The 16,443-nt window shown below is 71.3% G+C and carries 14 protein-coding genes; 6 read left to right on the top strand and 8 right to left on the bottom strand.

Going from position 1 to position 16,443, the window contains the following annotated elements:
- Positions 1-3: 3 nt before the first annotated feature.
- Positions 4-1,476, top strand: coding sequence for an aldehyde dehydrogenase (locus OVA21_RS14345; RefSeq protein ID WP_268092715.1), 1,473 nt, complete (start codon positions 4-6; stop codon positions 1,474-1,476).
- 85 nt (positions 1,477-1,561) lie between these two features.
- On the opposite strand, the gene OVA21_RS14340 is transcribed toward OVA21_RS14345, so the two are convergent.
- The 7 genes from OVA21_RS14340 to OVA21_RS14310 all read right to left on the bottom strand — a co-directional run bounded on the left by OVA21_RS14340 (position 1,562) and on the right by OVA21_RS14310 (position 9,173).
- Positions 1,562-2,224 (bottom strand): response regulator transcription factor, encoded by a 663-nt coding sequence (locus OVA21_RS14340; protein WP_268092714.1) that lies wholly within the window; start codon positions 2,222-2,224, stop codon positions 1,562-1,564.
- 98 nt (positions 2,225-2,322) lie between these two features.
- Positions 2,323-3,897, bottom strand: coding sequence for a sensor histidine kinase (locus OVA21_RS14335; protein ID WP_268092713.1), 1,575 nt, complete (start codon positions 3,895-3,897; stop codon positions 2,323-2,325).
- The gene (locus tag OVA21_RS14330; RefSeq protein ID WP_268092712.1) at positions 3,894-4,625 is read right to left on the bottom strand and encodes a hypothetical protein; all 732 of its coding nucleotides are present in this window, start codon (positions 4,623-4,625) and stop codon (positions 3,894-3,896) included. Before OVA21_RS14330 ends, OVA21_RS14335 begins: the two co-directional genes overlap by 4 nt.
- Positions 4,626-4,786: 161 nt before the next feature.
- Positions 4,787-6,613 carry a phosphoenolpyruvate carboxykinase (GTP) gene (locus OVA21_RS14325; protein WP_268092711.1) on the bottom strand — a complete coding sequence of 609 codons (1,827 nt, stop codon included), beginning with the start codon at positions 6,611-6,613 and terminating at the stop codon, positions 4,787-4,789.
- A gap of 117 nt (positions 6,614-6,730) precedes the next feature.
- On the bottom strand, positions 6,731-7,141 hold the full coding sequence (locus OVA21_RS14320) for a DUF6802 family protein (RefSeq protein WP_268092710.1): 411 nt from the start codon (positions 7,139-7,141) through the stop codon (positions 6,731-6,733).
- Entirely contained in the window at positions 7,138-8,451 is a 1,314-nt protein-coding gene (locus OVA21_RS14315) for a hypothetical protein (protein WP_268092709.1), read from the bottom strand. Before OVA21_RS14315 ends, OVA21_RS14320 begins: the two co-directional genes overlap by 4 nt.
- The gene (locus OVA21_RS14310) at positions 8,448-9,173 is read right to left on the bottom strand and encodes a hypothetical protein (protein WP_268092708.1); all 726 of its coding nucleotides are present in this window, start codon (positions 9,171-9,173) and stop codon (positions 8,448-8,450) included. The genes OVA21_RS14315 and OVA21_RS14310 overlap by 4 nt, the downstream gene beginning before the upstream one ends.
- 147 nt (positions 9,174-9,320) lie before the next feature.
- Here OVA21_RS14310 and trmB point away from each other — a divergent pair, with 147 nt between their 5' ends.
- From trmB to OVA21_RS14285, 5 genes are all read left to right on the top strand, one after another.
- Positions 9,321-10,097 carry a tRNA (guanosine(46)-N7)-methyltransferase TrmB gene (gene trmB, locus OVA21_RS14305; RefSeq protein ID WP_268092707.1) on the top strand — a complete coding sequence of 259 codons (777 nt, stop codon included), beginning with the start codon at positions 9,321-9,323 and terminating at the stop codon, positions 10,095-10,097.
- A 46-nt stretch (positions 10,098-10,143) separates the two neighbouring features.
- Positions 10,144-10,818, top strand: a complete 675-nt coding sequence (locus OVA21_RS14300) for an NYN domain-containing protein (protein ID WP_096906650.1) — start codon at positions 10,144-10,146, stop codon at positions 10,816-10,818.
- Positions 10,819-10,828: 10 nt separating this feature from the next.
- On the top strand, positions 10,829-13,372 hold the full coding sequence (locus OVA21_RS14295) for an MMPL family transporter (RefSeq protein ID WP_268092706.1): 2,544 nt from the start codon (positions 10,829-10,831) through the stop codon (positions 13,370-13,372).
- 64 nt (positions 13,373-13,436) lie between these two features.
- A complete protein-coding gene (locus tag OVA21_RS14290) occupies positions 13,437-14,768 on the top strand; it encodes a lysylphosphatidylglycerol synthase transmembrane domain-containing protein (protein ID WP_268092705.1) in 1,332 nt (443 codons plus the stop codon).
- The gene (locus OVA21_RS14285; protein WP_227022187.1) at positions 14,765-15,145 is read left to right on the top strand and encodes a DUF3054 domain-containing protein; all 381 of its coding nucleotides are present in this window, start codon (positions 14,765-14,767) and stop codon (positions 15,143-15,145) included. Before OVA21_RS14290 ends, OVA21_RS14285 begins: the two co-directional genes overlap by 4 nt.
- Positions 15,146-15,172: 27 nt before the next feature.
- Here the strand turns inward: OVA21_RS14285 and OVA21_RS14280 are convergent, their stop codons facing one another.
- Entirely contained in the window at positions 15,173-16,228 is a 1,056-nt protein-coding gene (locus tag OVA21_RS14280) for a glycoside hydrolase family 25 protein (protein WP_259821600.1), read from the bottom strand.
- Between the last annotated feature and the right edge of the window lie 215 nt (positions 16,229-16,443).

Here is a 16,443-nt window from a genome sequence, read left to right as displayed (position 1 = left end):
CCCGTGGTCGTCGTCCATGACAAGCTCTTCTCCGGCACCCGCTGGACCGATCCCATCACCACCGGCGTCCTCGAGGTGACCTCGCCCGCCACCAACGCGGTCGTGGGCCGGGTCGCCGAGACCACCACCGAGGACCTGGACGAGATGATCAGCCAGGCGCGCGACTCGTTCGAGTCCGGCGTGTGGCGCTCCACCCCGCCCGCCGAGCGCGGCGCCCTGCTGGCCCGCGTGGCCGACATGCTCGAGGAGCGCCAGGCCGAGGTGTGCCAGATCCTCTCCGACGAGATGGGCACCCCGCCCGGCACCGCCGCCATGATCCAGGTGACGCCGACCCTCGGCGTGCTGCGGTACTACGCCCGCCTGGCCGAGACCTTCCCGTGGTCCGAGGTGCGCCACGGGGACTTCGGCGCGTCGGTCATCACCCGCCACCCCGTCGGCGTCGTCGCCGCCATCACCGCGTGGAACGTCCCGCTCTACCTCAACACCGCCAAGCTGGCGCCCGCACTGCTGTCCGGCAGTTCGGTGATCCTCAAGCCGTCCTCGGCCACGCCGCTGTCCGCGCTGTGGCTGGCCGACCTGTTCCGTGAGGCCGGGCTGCCCGAGGGCGTGCTGTCCGTGGTGACCGGCCCCAGCTCCGTGGGCGACCACCTCGTCTCCCACGCGGACGTCGACAAGATCTCGTTCACCGGCTCCACCGGGGTCGGCAAGCACATCGCCGGGATCGCCGCCCAGAGCCTCACGCGCTGCTCGCTGGAGCTGGGGGGCAAGAGCGCCGCCATCGTGCTCGAGGACGCCGACATCGCCGCCCACGCCGGCACCATGGTCTTCTCCGCCCTGATGAACTCCGGGCAGGCGTGCGTGTCCCAGAACCGCATCCTCGCGCCGCGGTCGAGGTACGACGAGGTCGTCGAGGCGCTGGTGGAGAACGTCAAGGCCATGCCCGTGGGTGACCCGGCCGACGACGGCACCGCCTTCGGCCCGCTGGCCAACCACAAGCAGAAGGCGTCCGTCGAGGACTACATCCGCAAGGGGGTCGAGGAGGGCGCGACCATCGCCTACGGGGGCGGCACGGTCGAGGGACTGCCCGAGGGTGTCGCCGAGGGCGCCTACGTGCAGCCGACCGTCTTCCGGGACGTCGACAACTCCATGACCATCGCCCAGGAGGAGATCTTCGGGCCGGTCCTGCAGGTCATCGCCTACGACACGGTCGACGAGGCAGTGCAGATCGCCAACGACTCCGAGTACGGCCTTGCCGGGGCCGTGTACTCCGCAGACCCGGACGCCGCGCTCGCCGTGGCCCAGCGGGTGCGCACCGGCACGATGGGCATCAACTGGTACGCCTTCGACCCGAGCGCGCCCTTCGGCGGGTTCAAGAACTCGGGCCTGGGTCGCGAGAACGGCCCCGAGGGGCTCGAGGCCTTCTGCGAGCTGCAGAGTGTGCTCATGCCGTTCGGTTGGGAGCCCGGCGAGGGCTGAGACCTCGACAGATGTGAAGACCCCCGGCCTCGACCGGGGGTCTTCACACATCGGACGCGTCGGCGCGGCGCCGACCGGCCGGGTGTCACTCCACGCGGTAACCGACGCCGCGGACGGTCTGCACCTTGTTCTCGCCGATCTTGCGGCGCAGGGAACGGATGTAGACGTTGACGATGTTGGAGCCCGGGTCGAAGTCCATGCCCCACACGCTCTCGAGCAGCTGCTCGCGACTGATGGTCTCGCCCTTGTTGCGCAGCAGCATCTCGAGGAGCGAGTACTCGCGGTTGGTCAGCTCCTGGATCCGGCCGTCCACCTCGACGCGGCGAGTGCGGATGTCCAGGCGCATGCCCGCGTGCTCGAGGATGCCCGGGTCCTCGGTGGCCTCGTGCTCGCGCAGTCGCAGACGGATGCGGGCGAGCAACTCGGGCACGCGGAAGGGCTTGACCATGTAGTCGTTCGCGCCGGACTCCAGCCCCTCGACGGTGTTCGCCACACTGTCGCGGGCCGTGAGGATGATGACGGGTCCGGCGAACCCGCGGTCGCGGGCCTCGCGGAGGAGGGTCAGCCCGTCGGTGTCCGGCAGGCCGATGTCGAGCAACATCAGGTCGATGTCGGAGATCGTCGACAGGATCGCCTGGGCGCTCTCCCCGTCCACGGCCTCGAGTGCGGTGTACTCCGCGCCGCCGAGTGCCTTCACCAACACCGATCGGATGAGATCGTCATCCTCCACGACGAGAACATTCGTCATGCAACCCTCCTTCTCGAACCCGGAGTATCCCATGGGGAGACATCACTTTGACGCTGCCCGGTACCGTGTCCGCGGTTTCGTTCGAGGGGTGCGCAGGATCAGCGCGTACCGCTGTCCCCCGGCACGACCGGGCCGGCGTCCTCGTCGTCGCGGGGGCGCTTCTCCGGTGGTGGCGCGATGAGGGGGACGACGATGCAGAACACCGCGCCCCCGCCCTCGGCGTTGAACGCGAACGCACGTCCCCCGTGCGCCTTGGCGATGGTGGAGACGATGGCCAGGCCGAGTCCGGTGCCGCCCCGGCCGTCGCGCAGTTGGCCGCGCGCGGTGTGGAAACGCTGGAAGATGCTCTCCTCTTCCCCGGGCGGGATCCCCGGTCCGCTGTCGCGGACCCACCACAGGAGCCGGCGGCGGTAGTCCTCCCGCTTGGGCGACGGGGCGACGGGCCCCGCGGCGAACCCGTCGGGCACGGTGGGGTCCCCCGGCTCGATGATGCGGCACCCGATCTCGATGGTGTCGCCGGGTCCGGTGAAGCGGACGGCATTGGAGCAGAACTGCATGAGGGCCTGCGTGATGCGGTGCTGGTCGAGTCGGGCCACGCCCTCGGCGTAGGGGAGCACCCGCCAGTCGCGGTCGGCGATCACGTCGATCTTCGCCTCGACGTCCAGCACGAGTTCGGCGACGTCGGTCGGAACCGTCCGGAGGAAGTCGGGACGGTCGGCCCTGGCGAGGGTGAGCAGGTCCTCCACGATGCGGGTCATCCGCGACAGTTCGTCCTGCATGAGGCGGGTGGCCTCGGCACGCCCGTCGGGGTCGTCGGGCATGAGGTCGAGGTTGCCCTGCACGACGGTCAGGGGCGTCCGCAGCTCGTGCCCGGCATCGTCGAGGAACTCCCGCTGGGTCCGGTAGGCCTCCTCGACGCGTTCGAGCATGGCGTTGACCGTGTCGGCGAGTGAGACGATCTCATCGGGCCCGTCGGAGGGGACCCGCCTCGACAGGTCGGCGGCGGAGATGGTCTCGGCGGCTTCGCGGATACGGCGCACCGGCACGAGCATCCGCCCGGCGATCCACCACGCGAGCACCGCGCTGACGACCATGCCTCCGACGCTGGCCCAGCGCATGTAGAAGACCACGCGCCGTGTCTCCTGGTGAGTGCCCCGGTCATTGACGGCGACGACGATGTTGGCCAGTCCGGCGGGGCTCTCGACCGTGGTCTTGCGCCACCGCACCGAGCCGTCGAGGATCCCCGAACTCTCGGTGGAGACCAGGCCGATCCGTTGGATCTGTGAGCGTATCGCCGGAGGGAAGAGCTGGTCCTCCTCTGGCCCGTACCGCGAGAGCGTGAACTGGGTGCCGGACTCGGCCGTCCCGACCAGCAGCAGCTCCGAGGACGGGTACTGCTGGGCGAGGTATGCCCGGATCAATTGCTCGACCGTGGGGTTCTCCGACTCGAAGGACGGCAGGATCCCGGCCGTCATGAAGGTCGTGAAGTCGGCGGCCTCCCGGTTGAGCCGCGAGTCCATCACCCGTTCGGTGCTGAGGTTCAGCAGTTGGAACGTGAACACCATCATCGCCGCGAACACGGCGGCGGTGATCAACGTGATGCCGAGGGTGATGCGGAGCCGGGCGGAGTGCCACCAACGGATCGGGGCCGACGTCCGTTTCGAGGGGTTCACCTCGGCATCGGGTGGTCGTCGCCGGACACTGTCGGGCTGGACACTGTCGGGCTCGCCTCCGTCGCGCCCGCCCCCTGCGAGGTCGTCACCGGCCCGCTCGCGGCACGGTCCCCCACGGGAGGTCGGCCGAGCACCGGAGCGCCGCCGGCGGGCGACCGACCCGCGTGTGGGGGAGGCCCGGTCTCGTCGGCATGGGCCGGTCGGCCGCCCGGTCCGCGGTCGTCGGGCGCGTCGCCTCGATCGACCCCGCCCTCGGAGTGGGGTTCGAAGGTCACGGGCTGGTCGTCCGCCCCGGAGCCGGGACCGGGGCCCGTCGTGGGGTCGCGGGGCACGAGGTCGTCCCGGACCCGGTCCGGGCCCTGCCCGGCGCGCGGACCGACGGTGTCCGCGGGAGCAACCCGGCCGTCGACCTGCGGGGGAAGCGGTGCCAGCGGCACGGAGGGCACCGTCAACAGCGAGAGGAACGACGGGATCGGCTCCGGTACGGGCAGGGCCGACCTGCCGTCGATCACCGTGAGGAACGGCTTGATCCCCTCGATGGCGGTGCCCGCGTACTCCTCGTCGACGGCCGGGGACGCGTCCGTCGACTCGCCGGTGATCCCGGCGGTGGCGGTCGGCCCGGCAGGAACGGACGTCGGGGCGGGGAGCCCGAAACCGGCCACGGCGGCTGCTGCGACGCCGCTCGCCACGATGGGAAGCGCGATGAGGCCGATCACGCTGGCTCTCATGCCCCTCCTTCCGGGCGGGAACGCTGTTGCCCGCGCAGCCAGTAACTGTGACATCAACAAGGGCAGTAGTACAGGGCTTCGCCCAGATTGTAGAGGCGGACGGGCCACACCGGGGAATGGTGTGGCCCGTCCGCGTGGGTCTTTCCGTGCAGGTGCCGGTGTCAGCCGAGCCGCTCCTTGAGGGCGGCGAACTGCTCGTGGACCTCGGCCGGGACCTTGGGTCCGCAGAACTCGAGCCACTCGGTGATGAGCGGCAGCTCGCGGCGCCACTCCTCGGGGTCGACGGCCAGGGCGGCCTCGACGTCCTCGATCGGGGTGTCCAGGCCGGTCATGTCGATGTCCGCGGCGCGGGCGGTGATGCCGGCGGCGGTCTCGTCACCCTCCACGCGACCCTCGATGCGGTCCACGACCCACTTGAGCACGCGGCTGTTCTCGCCGAAGCCGGGCCACACGAAGCGGCCGTCGGCGCCCTTGCGGAACCAGTTGACGAGGAAGATCTTGGGCATCTTGTCGCCGCCCCGGGCGCCCATGTCGACCCAGTGCTGGAAGTACTCGCCGACGTTGTAGCCCATGAACGGCAGCATGGCCATGGGGTCGCGACGCACCGCGCCGACCTGCCCCTCCGCGGCAGCGGTCTGCCCGGAGGACAGGGTCGCGCCGATGTACACGCCGTGGTTCCACGAGTAGGCCTCGCTGACCAGCGGGACCGTGTCGGCGCGGCGACCGCCGAAGAGGATGGCCGAGATCGGCACGCCCTCGGGCGAGTTGAACTCCGGCGCGGTGACCGGGCACTGGTTGATCGGGACGCAGTAGCGCGAGTTGGGGTGCGCGGCGTTGCCGGCCTTGCCGTCGCCCTCCGGGGTCCAGTCGTTGCCCAGCCAGTCGATGAGGTGGTCCGGGGTGCCCTCGAGGTCCTCCCACCACACGTCACCGTCGTCGGTCAGCGCCACGTTGGTGTAGATGGCGTTGCCCGGCTCCAGCGTCTTCATGGCGTTGGGGTTGGACGAGTAGTTGGTGCCCGGGGCGACGCCGAAGAAGCCGTACTCCGGGTTGACGGCGTAGAGCCGGCCGTCGGCGCCGAAGCGCATCCACGCGATGTCGTCACCCACGACCTCCGCGCGCCAGCCCTCGATGGTGGGCTGCAGCATCGCCAGGTTGGTCTTGCCGCAGGCGGACGGGAAGGCCGCGGCGATGAAGTGGACCTCGTCGGCGGGGGAGATGAGCTTGAGGATGAGCATGTGCTCGGCCATCCAGCCCTCGTCGCGGGCCATGGCGGAGGCGATGCGCAGCGCGAAGCACTTCTTGCCCAGCAGGGCGTTTCCGCCGTAGCCGGACCCGAACGACCAGATCTCGCGGGTCTCGGGGAAGTGGGTGATGTACTTCTCCTCGTTGCACGGCCAGGGCACGTCCTGCTCGCCCTCGGCGAGCGGGGCACCCACGGAGTGCAGGCCCTTGACGTACTCGCCGTCCGTGCCGATCTTCGCCAGGGCCGCCGAGCCCATGCGGGTCATGATCTTCATCGAGACCACCACGTACGCCGAGTCGGTCAGCTCGATGCCGAGCTTGGGGTCCTCCGCCTCCAGCGGGCCCATGCAGTACGGCACGACGTACATCGTGCGGCCCCGCATGCTGCCGCGGAACAGTCCGGTCATGTGCTCGCGCATCTCGGCCGGGTCGCGCCAGTTGTTGGTGGGGCCGGCGCCCTCCTCGGTCTCCGAGCAGATGAAGGTCCGCGACTCGACGCGGGCGACGTCCTTCGGGTCCGACTGGGCCAGGAAGGAGTTCGGCTTCTTCTCCTCGTTGAGCTTGACGAAGGTCCCGGCCTCCACCATCTCGGTCGTGAGGCGATCCCACTCAGCGTCGGAGCCGTCGGCGAAGACGACCCGGTCCGGCTGGGTGAGCTCGGCGACCTCGGCGATCCACGCGAGCATCTCCGCATGATCGGTTGGTGCCTGCCCCTCGAGGCCGGGAATGGTGGTGGTGGTCATCACAGCTCCTCGCGCGTGGTGCATGGTGTTAGTCACAGAGTATCGTCAAGCGTTGTCGACTGCTCAGTCGCAGCCCCCTTTGCACACCCGGACATGAGGCATTCCTCAGGTCGCTGGTCAGATGTGGCCGTGGTCGATGCGCTCCCAGCGGGCGGGCGACGGGAAATCGCCGGTCGTGTCCCCGCGTGCCTCGTTCGTGAATCCCCCGAAGGGCACGCCCTCCGTGGGGTTCGCCAGTCGCCACGAGTCGTAGCTGCCGTCGAACCGCACGGTCGAGACGTGGTCGACGGTGCCGTCGCCGTCGGCGTCGGTGTACACGGTGAGCCCCCGGTCGTCGCCGAGGGTGACCGCCTCCATGAAGCCGTCCCCGTCGAGGTCCGCCTCGGGGGAACCGAGATCGAGGACGTCCTCGCCCACGGGCACGTGCAGTCCCAGCGACGAGGGTTCGGCCAGAGGGGCGTCCTGGAGACCGCACACGTCCGGGGCCGGGTGGTGGTCGGAGCCCGCACCGAACAGCGGATCGGTCATGAGGGACTCCCTGTCGTGGGGGCCGGCGGGGCGGTCTGTCCCGCGCGGGTGGTGCGGATGCGGCGTTCGAGATCTGCGACCCGGGGGCCGGGATCGTGGGCGAAGCCGTCGGTGATGGTGGCCTCCGCGGCGAGGATCCGCGAGCCGAGTGACTGCTCGGCGTCGGCCCGCAGCGCCGCGAGCCTGTCGGCCACGGCCGCGACGGTGTGGGTGCGCAGCGCCTGCGAGCGGCGGACGGTGACGGTGATCCACCCCAGCACCACACCGCACAGGAGGGCGAGCGGGATGACCACCGCCGCGACCCCGGGGATCTCGGCGAGGGGGGACAGCAGCATGCGCCCCACCCCGGTCCCGCCGGCGGCACCCATGACCATGACGAGCAGTTCCTCGCCCGTGTTGCGCGGCGGTCGACCCGGGGCGATCCCGCTGGTGGGCGGGGGGATGCGGGGACCCGCCGGCGCGGCGGCGCCGAGATGGCGGGCGACGAGGGCGTCGGCGCGGCGGTCCGCGCGGGCGACGGTGCCGGCCACCGCGGCGTCGGCGTCGGCGGCGAGCTGGTGGACCAGCGCGTCGACACGGGCGCGGGGGGCCGCAGCGAGTTCCTCGCGCGCGCGTCCGCCGAGGTCGCGCACCGACCGGTGGAGATCCTGGACGACCTGCATGCGCAGGGCCTGGACGTCCTGCCGCAGTGCCTGGGAGCGGGTGGTGATGGCCTCGGTGCGACGCGCGAGGAGCCAGTCGACGGTCGCGACGGCCGGGTCCGGTGGCGGTGTACCGCCGGGGGCGGGAGGCGCGGTGGGCGGACGGCGCACGCCGGAGGCGAGGACGGCGACGGCGGCGAGCAGCGCGGCCGGGGCTCCGGGGTGACCGTCGTCGATCACGTGGACCGGCGCCGTCACACCCGCCTCGGCCAGGCGCCGGGTGGTGACGTCGACCGTCTCCGACAGGCCCTCGGCGGTGCACTGGTCGGCGCGCCCGGCCAGGGCGACCGCCAGCGGCAGGCGGGCGGCGACGCCGCGCGCGACCTCGACGTCGTCGGGGCGTACCGGGCACACGGCGTCGACGACGAGGACAGCTGCGTCCGGCCGGTCCTCGGGTGCCGCGTCGACGAGCACGCGGATCCGGGCCCCGCCATCGACGGTCGGGGCCGCGGCCGAGGTCAGCGCCTCGGCGACGGCGGGCGCGGCGGAGTCCCGTGCGCCCAGGACCGCGATCGTCAGGTCACGGGGCGGGGAATCGCGGTGCGGGGAGTCGCGAGACGGGGAGTCGCGGGACGGGGAGTCGCGGGACGGAGCGGGCGCGGCGGTCACGACGGACCCGGTCCGGTGAGTACGCAGAGGGCGGCCTCCGCGAGGTCGCCCACCTCGTCGTGGACAGCGAGGCGTTCCAGTTCCGCCTCGAGACGGGCCACCCGGACCGTCGCCAGGGCGTCCAGGGCGCGGTCGAGAAAGGACACGACGCCGTCGACCGACCGGTGCCCCGGCTCCCGCGCGTCCACGGCGGGCAGCCCACGGGCCCACCGCGGCAGGACCTCGTCGTCGTCGTCGCTGCCGCTGCCGCTGTCGCTGCCGTCGTCACCGCCGCCACCGACACCCGTGGCCACCACCAAGAGGGCGTGCCGGCGCGGGCGCCGCACCCACGCCTCCTCGTGGCGGCAGGGGGCGGTGCGCAGGCACACGATCTCCACATCGGGCGCCGTCGTGGCCGGCGCGCCGGGAGCGGCGAGCACGTCGAGGTCGTCGACCTGTGCCCGCCACCCGCGACGCGCCCGCAGCGCCGCGGCCAGGGTGCGGCGCCCCGACCCCAGGCCGCCGCGGATCCGGATGTCGACGGGCGCGTCGAAGCGCGCGAGTGCCTCCTCCACCGGGCCGTGCACGCCCGGGTCGGACCCGGCCGGTCCGGTGGCGGGCTCGACCGACCGCCCGGAGCGTTCCCGGGCGGAGGAGACCAGGCGCCGGACGCGCGCGGCGGGATCCGGGCTCTCGGGTCGCACCGGGGCCTGGGGCTCGGTGTCGTGGGTCACGGTCGGCACGCGGTAATCGTGACGCGGGGATCTGCCCGCGGCAAGACCTTCCCCCAGGCAGGGTCACCCGCGCGGCGCGGTGGGCGGCCCCGCGGCGGGGACGGGGACGCCCGGTCGGATTCGTAACCCGACCACGGATTACGGGATGATGGCCGGGTGAACCAGAGCGAGAACCCCGCCCCGGCGGCTGACGGGACCCCGGACGACGGTGCCACTCCCGACGACGGTGCCACTCCGGACGACAGTGCCCGCCTGTTCCCCCGGGTGACGGCCTACCGGTTCCGGCGCGGAACCCTGCGGCCGGGCCAGCAGCGCAACTGGGAGGAACACTGGCCCACCTACGGGCGCAACGTCTCCGACGAGATCGTGGACCCGGAGCAGATGTTCGGGCGCCGCGCACCGTTGATCGTGGAGATCGGGTCCGGGACCGGGACCTCGACCGCCGCGATGGCCGCCGCCGAGCCGGACGTCGACGTGATCGCCGTGGAGGTCTACCAGCCCGGACTGGCCCAGCTGCTGGGCATGGTCCTGCGCGAGGGGCTCGAGAACGTGCGCATGATCCGCGGCGACGGCGTGGACGTGCTCACCAACATGATCGCGCCGGCGAGCCTGACCGGGGTCCGCGTGTTCTTCCCCGACCCCTGGCCCAAGGCCCGCCACCACAAGCGGCGGCTGCTGCAGTCCGGCACCTTCGAGCTCATCGCCTCACGCCTGGCGCCCGGCGGCGTGTTGCACGTGGCCACGGACCACGCCGACTACGCCGAGTGGATCGGCGAGACCGGCGACGCCGAGCCCGCGCTGAGACGGCTGGACCCCGCGACCGACCTCGGGCACGTACCGTTCAGTCTTGACAGACCCGTGACGAAGTTCGAGGGCAAGGGGCTGCAGGAGGAGCGAGTGATCAACGAATTCCTCTGGCGTCGTACGAACTGACGCCCTTCTCCACAGCCCCCGAACGACGACGACCGAGGCGGACGCGATGACCCCACCTGACGAGATGCGCAACCACGACACGACGGACGTGGTCACGCCCGACGCCCCGGGAGTGGTGCTCCTGGTGTGGGACGCGCCCAACGTCGACATGGGGCTGGGGTCCATCCTGGGCGGCCGTCCCACCGCGATCTACCGGCCGCGCTTCGACGCGCTCGGCCGCTGGCTGCTCGGGTACACCGCCGACCTGTCCCTGCAGACCGAGGACACCCTCGAGGCCGAGGCGACGGTCTTCACCAACATCGTCCAGGGCACCTCGGACAACGTCCGGCCGTGGGTCGAGGCGCTGCGCAACGTCGGCTTCGCCGTGTTCGCCAAGCCCAAGACCAGCGACGACTCCGACGTCGACGAGGACATGCTCCAGCACATCGACCTGCGGGCCGGCTCCGGCCGCCTCGCGGGCGTGGTGGTGGCGTCGGCCGACGGTCAGGCGTTCCGCGAACCGCTGGAGGACCTCGCCCACGACATCCCGGTCACGGTGATCGGGTTCCGCGAGCACGCCACCTGGGCCGTCCAGCACGACACCATCACGTTCCTCGACCTCGAGGACATCCCCGGTGTGTTCCGCGAGCCGCTGCCCCGGGTCAGCCTCGAGAACCTGCCCGACGAGGGTGCCTGGCTGCAGCCGCTGCGGCCGCTCACGGCCCTGCTCACCTCGCGCTAGGAGTTCCCCGGTGTTCAACTCACTCGGGCGGTTCGTCGCCCACCGCCGCGTGCTGGTCCTGGTGTGCTCGGTTCTCGTCATGGCGTTCATCAGCCTCGCCGGAACCGCGTTCGGCAACCCGTTCGGTCAGGGCGGGTTCGAGGACCCCGACAGCGGGTGGGCGACCGCCGAACGGCTCGAGCAGGAGGCGTACGGACGCGACGCGCTCGGCGACGTCGTGGTGTCGTACCACGCACCCGAGGGCACCTCGGTCGACGATCCCGCCTTCCAGGACCCGATCCGCGCCTCGCTCGAGTCGATCCGCACCGAGCACCCCGACGAGGTCACCGGCGTCACCAGCTTCGTGTTCAACCAGTCCCCGGCCCTGGTCAACAGGGACGAGGGCATCGTCGTGGCCTCCATCCAGATCGCCGGCGAGGAGGAGGAGATCCTCGAGAACTTTCGGGTGATCGAGGACGGGATCGCCATCGACGGCATCCAGACCGACGTCGCGGGTGTGCAGGCGGTCGCCGGTGCGCTGCAGGACGGGATGGACGCCGACCTGGTCCGCGCCGAGCTCATCGCGCTGCCGCTGGTGTTCCTGCTGCTGATCGTGGTGTTCGGTGGTGTCGTGGCCGCGTTCATGCCGGTCGCGGTGGGCGTGCTCACGATCCTCGGTTCGCTCGGGGCGCTGCACCTGCTGTCGCTGGTCACCCCGGTGAACTCCTTCGCCCAGAACGTGGTGACCCTGATCGGCCTCGGCCTGGCGATCGACTACGGCCTGTTCGTGGTGAGCCGGTTCCGGGAGGAGATGGCCGAGGGCTACCCACCGGACGCGGCGGTGCGCCGGGCAGTGGCCACCGCCGGCCGGACCGTGGTGTTCTCGGCGGTCATGGTGGGCGTGACCCTGTCCGGGCTGCTCATCTTCCCGCAGGCCTTCCTCAAGTCCGTCGCCTACGGCGCGATCGCCGCCGTCATCCTCGCCGCCGCACTGTCGGTGACGCTCCTGCCGGCCGTGCTGATGCTGCTCGGCCACCGCATCGACATGCTCGGCATCAAGCGACTGCAGCGTCACCGCTCGCGCGAGCAGGTGGAGAACGGCCTGTTCGGTCGCGTCGCCGACTTCTCCATGAAGCGCCCGGTGGCTGTGGCCATCCCCGTCGTCGTGGTGCTGGTCGCGCTCATCATCCCGTTCTCCGGCGTGAAGTTCGGCGGCATCAACGAGACCTACCTCCCGCCGGACAACACCACCCGCGTCGCGCAGGAGCAGTACGACGAGAACTTCCCCGGCACCCGCACCGACCCGGTCAAGCTCGTGGTGATCGGCTCCGACGGGGCGACCCTGTCGCAGATCCGCTCGGCGGCCAACGAGGCGCCGGGTCTGACCGGTCCGTTCCAGTTCGCCCGCTCGGGCGAGCAGGACGCGCAGGGGCGCGACGTGGTGGTGTTGCAGACCGGCGTGATCGACCGGAACGACGCCGCCGAGACCGTCGAGTACCTGCAGTCCTTCCCGATCCCCGCGGACACCGAGGTGTACGTCGGCGGCAACCCGGCCATGGAGCGCGATTCGGTCGAGGCCCTGGTCGACGGTCTGCCGTGGTTCGTGCTGTACGTCCTGCTCGCCACCACGCTCCTCATGTTCCTCGCGTTCGGGTCGCTGGTGCTGCCGATCAAGGCCGCGATCATGAACCTGCTCGGCCTCGGTGCCACCCTCGGCATCCTCACCTGGATCTTCGTCGACGGGCACCTGTCCGGGTTGCTCGGATTCACCGCCGGCCCGCTCACCTCGCCGGTCGTGGTGCTGCTCATGGCGATCATCTACGGGCTGTCCACGGACTACGAGGTGTTCCTGGTCTCGCGGATGGTCGAAGCACGCTCGCGGGGCGCTCGGACGACGGAGGCCATCCGCAGCGGAGTGGCGAACACCGGCCGGATCATCACCTCGGCCGCGCTCATCCTCATCGTGGTGACCGGCGCGTTCGCGTTCTCCGAGATCGTGATGATGAAGTACATCGCGTTCGGCATGATCGCCGCGCTCATCATCGACGCCACCGTGATCCGCATGCTGCTCGTGCCGGCGGTCATGCAGATGCTCGGCACCGACAACTGGTGGGCGCCCGGGTGGATGAAGCGCGTCCAGGAAAGGATCGGCCTCGGCGAGGCGGAGATCGACGACGAGCCCGAGCTGCTCACCGGCCGATCCGCCACCACCGGTGCCGCCGAGCCGGTCCCCGCCGCGGACGCCGGGGTCTCCGCGGATTCCGCGGGCGCCGGACAGCCGGGGGTCGCCGCACCCACCACGGGCGTGGGTGTGCTCGACCGCGAGCCCGGGGCCGAGCCGGAGCCGGAGTTCGAGCCGGAGGCGGAGCTCGAGCCGGAGGCGGAGTTCGAACCGGAAACCGAGCCGGAGCCGGAGTGGCAGTCCGAGTCAGAGCTCGAGCCGGAGGCGGAGTTCGAGCCGGTCCGTGACCCCGAGTACGACGAGGAACCCGACCTCACCGAGGACGGGAAGATCCCCGCCTCCGACCTGATCGCCCGTCTGATGCGGGAACGTCAGCAGGGGCGCGACGCGTGACGCTCGCCAGGGCCCTGCGGTGTGGGTCCTGGGCCGGGTCGGATCCTTTGGTTATGGTGGATCGATGATGGGCACGCGGGGCGCCGAGGCGCGGCGTCGCATCCGGGTGGTCCTGGGCAATCCGTGGTTCAAGGCCATCGCGACCCTGACTGTCCTGGCCTTCATCCTCTACTGGCTCCGTGGCCAGATGCCGTTCTTCGCCGAGGGATTCGAGGCCGTCACCCGCCCGCACTGGGGTTGGGTCGCGGCCGCGCTGGTGTTCTCCTACCTGTCGATGTCGAGCTACGGCTCGGTGCAGAAACTGCTCCTGCAGTCCGCCGGTGTCAGGGTGGGCTACTGGGGCAGCGTCGGCCTGGTGTTCTCCGCCAACGCGTTCTCCACGAGCATCCCCGGCGGGCAGGTCTTCGGCACCACCCTGACCTACCGCAAGACCCGGCAGTGGGGAGCCACCCGCGTCGTCGCCTCGTGGCAGCTCGTCATCTCCGGCGTGCTGTCGACCGTCGGCATCGTCCTGCTGGCGCTGCTTGGCTTCTTCCTGGTGGGGACGGTGTCCAACCCGTTCCTGCTGGCGCTTTCTGCCATGGGCCTGGTGGGGATCGTGGTGGTGGTCCAGTGGGCCGCCCGGAACCCCGACAGGATCGAGGGGGCGCTCCTGGCCCTCCTCGAGTGGATCAACGCGCGGCGTCGCAAACCCGCCGACCACGGTGCCGCCGCGGTGCGCAAGGTCGTCGAGCAGGCCGAGGCCGTCGAACTGACCAAGACGCAGTTGTCCAAGGCCTTCGCGTTCTCCCTCCTCAACTGGGTCGCCGACATCGGCTGCCTGTGGGCGGCGGCCAACGCGGTCGGTGCCCAGCACAGCATCGGCGGCCTGTGCATCGCTTACGTGACCGGCAAGATCGTGGCCAGCGCGCCCATCACGCCCGGCGGGCTGGGGACCGTGGAGTTCGCGCTCATCACGACCCTGACCGCGGGCGGGCTCGGTGCGCATCAGGCGTTCGCGACGGTGTTCGTCTACCGCATCGCCAGCTTCGTGCTGGTCGCCCTGGCCGGATGGGTGGTCTTCTTCCTCTTCTACCGGGGTGCCGTGGACCTCGACCCCGACGCCGACCCGGACAACGCCGACGACCCGGGGGAGAACACCTCGTCGTCGTCCCCCTCTCCGTCCCCCGCGGCGGCGTATACCGCCGCGTCGCGGCAGACCGTCGCGGCGGCCCCGCCGGCCGGGATTTCGGCGATGTGGCCGCTCAAGGGCACACCGTGGCGGCCCCACGTGCACCACGACTCGGGTCCCATCCCGCTACTGCGCGTGCGTGAGGACGGGGTCGTGGACGACGAGGCCGGCGATGCGTCCTGCTCGGTCAGCGCGAGCGAGCGACGGGAGGGGAAGAGACGGTGAGTCGTGTGGCCGTGCCGGTGATGATCGTGCTCGATGCGGTGTTGGTGGTGGTGTTCTCCACGTTCGGCCGGGGCGCGCACTCCGAGGGGCTCGGCGTGGCCCAGGTCTGGGGTACGGCGTGGCCGTTCCTCATCGGGCTGGCAGTGGGGTGGCTGATCCTGTTGACGACCCGCCGCCCGCCCGCCGCCGTCGGGTCGGGCGTACTGCTGTGGCTGGCCACGCTGGTGGTGGGCATGGTGATCCGCGGTCTCGGTGACGGGCGTGTGCCGCACTGGAGCTTCATGGTGGTGGCGGGCGTCGTCACCGCCGTCCTCCTCATCGGATGGCGTGCGATCCGCGCCGCCGTGGTGCGGCGACGCGAACCCGCACCGCGCTGACGTCCCCCGCGGTCAGCGCATTCCGGGTCAGCGCATTCCGGGCGGCAGCTGGGCCACGACCTCGCGGGGGATCTCGATGGTCTCCGGCAGGCGCACCCCGTCCGGGGCCGGCAGGTCGCGCGGTACGGGGATCGTGAACGGCTCGACCGGGACGGGTGCCTCCGGCGGGACCCCGGCGGGCGCCTCGACGATCTCGCGGTCCGACACGAGCTCTGGGGCGGGCGGGGGAGGCGGCGCCGGTGCGGGCTCCTGTGTGGATTCGGGTGCGGGGGCTGGCGCGGGTGCGGGTGCGGGTGCGGGCTCGACGTGGCCGAGCCAGGCGTGGAGGTCGTCGCGGGTTCCGGCGAAGACGTTGAGATCCACGGCGTCGGTGAAGCCGGGCACCTCACCGGTCTCGGAGCGCTGCCAGAACAGCCACTCGTTCCAGCCGCCGATCACGGGCAGGGTGGGCTCGGACACCCCGTACTCGGCGAGCCACAGCGGGAACTCGGCGAAGCGGTGGGTGTTGGCCATCCGATCGATCCAGAAGTAGCGGTAGGTGTAGAGGATCGGCGCGCGACCGGTCCGGTGGGCGAGAGTGTCGAGGAAGACCTGCGTCCAGTCGGCCAGCTCGGCGGGGTCGAGGCCCTCATCCTTCTCCAGATCGAGCACCGGCGGGAGCTGCGGGCCGCCGACGGACTGCAGTCGGTCGGCGAACGCGTGGGCCTGCTGCGCGGGGTCCATGGCGGGGCGCGCCATGTGATAGCTGCCGACGAGCATGCCGGCGGCGCGCGCATCGGCGACGTCGGACTCGTAGTAGCGGTTGGCGGGTCCGGTGCCCTCGGTGGCCTTGATGAAGGCGAAGGACTGCCCGGACGCGGCGGCCGCGTGCCAGTCGACGCCGGCACCGTGCGGGTGCTGCCAGCTCGCGGCGTCGACCCCCTGCGCGAGGCCGTGGTAGGCGGGCGCCAGGGGGACGCCGGCGTCGGCGCGCGGGGAGATGACGACGACGAGGAGGCCGAGAGAAAGGGCTGCTGCAGAGGCCACGGCGACGAGAAGGCGGGGAAGGGGGGCGCGTCGGGCCGACGGTCCGGCAGATGTCATGGGCTGAGTATGTTGCAACCCCTTCAGTCACACAAGCAACTCACGCAACATCTCTCACATCTGTCCAGTTCCGGCCCGGGCAGCGGTCGCGGTGAGGCGCCGGAGGGTGGCCGGAGAGTGACCGGAGAGTGGCCAAGATCACGGGTTGATCACAACCTGTAACACGCTGCCCCACGCGTTCGATGACCTGGTTTCCTCACCTACGATTAAGGCAA

Origin of the sequence: Dietzia sp. SL131 (assembly GCF_026672565.1) — a bacterium.
GTDB lineage: Bacteria > Actinomycetota > Actinomycetes > Mycobacteriales > Mycobacteriaceae > Dietzia > Dietzia kunjamensis.
This window is presented reverse-complemented; position numbering and strand designations above follow the sequence as displayed.

Coding starts and splice junctions, on each gene's coding strand:
- OVA21_RS14300 (WP_096906650.1), top strand. CDS start 10,144: ATGACCCCACCTGACGAGATGCGCAACCACGACACGACGGACGTGGTC.
- OVA21_RS14320 (WP_268092710.1), bottom strand. CDS start 7,141: ATGACCGATCCGCTGTTCGGTGCGGGCTCCGACCACCACCCGGCCCCG.
- OVA21_RS14280 (WP_259821600.1), bottom strand. CDS start 16,228: ATGACATCTGCCGGACCGTCGGCCCGACGCGCCCCCCTTCCCCGCCTT.
- OVA21_RS14340 (WP_268092714.1), bottom strand. CDS start 2,224: ATGACGAATGTTCTCGTCGTGGAGGATGACGATCTCATCCGATCGGTG.
- OVA21_RS14290 (WP_268092705.1), top strand. CDS start 13,437: ATGATGGGCACGCGGGGCGCCGAGGCGCGGCGTCGCATCCGGGTGGTC.
- OVA21_RS14330 (WP_268092712.1), bottom strand. CDS start 4,625: ATGAGAGCCAGCGTGATCGGCCTCATCGCGCTTCCCATCGTGGCGAGC.
- OVA21_RS14325 (WP_268092711.1), bottom strand. CDS start 6,613: ATGACCACCACCACCATTCCCGGCCTCGAGGGGCAGGCACCAACCGAT.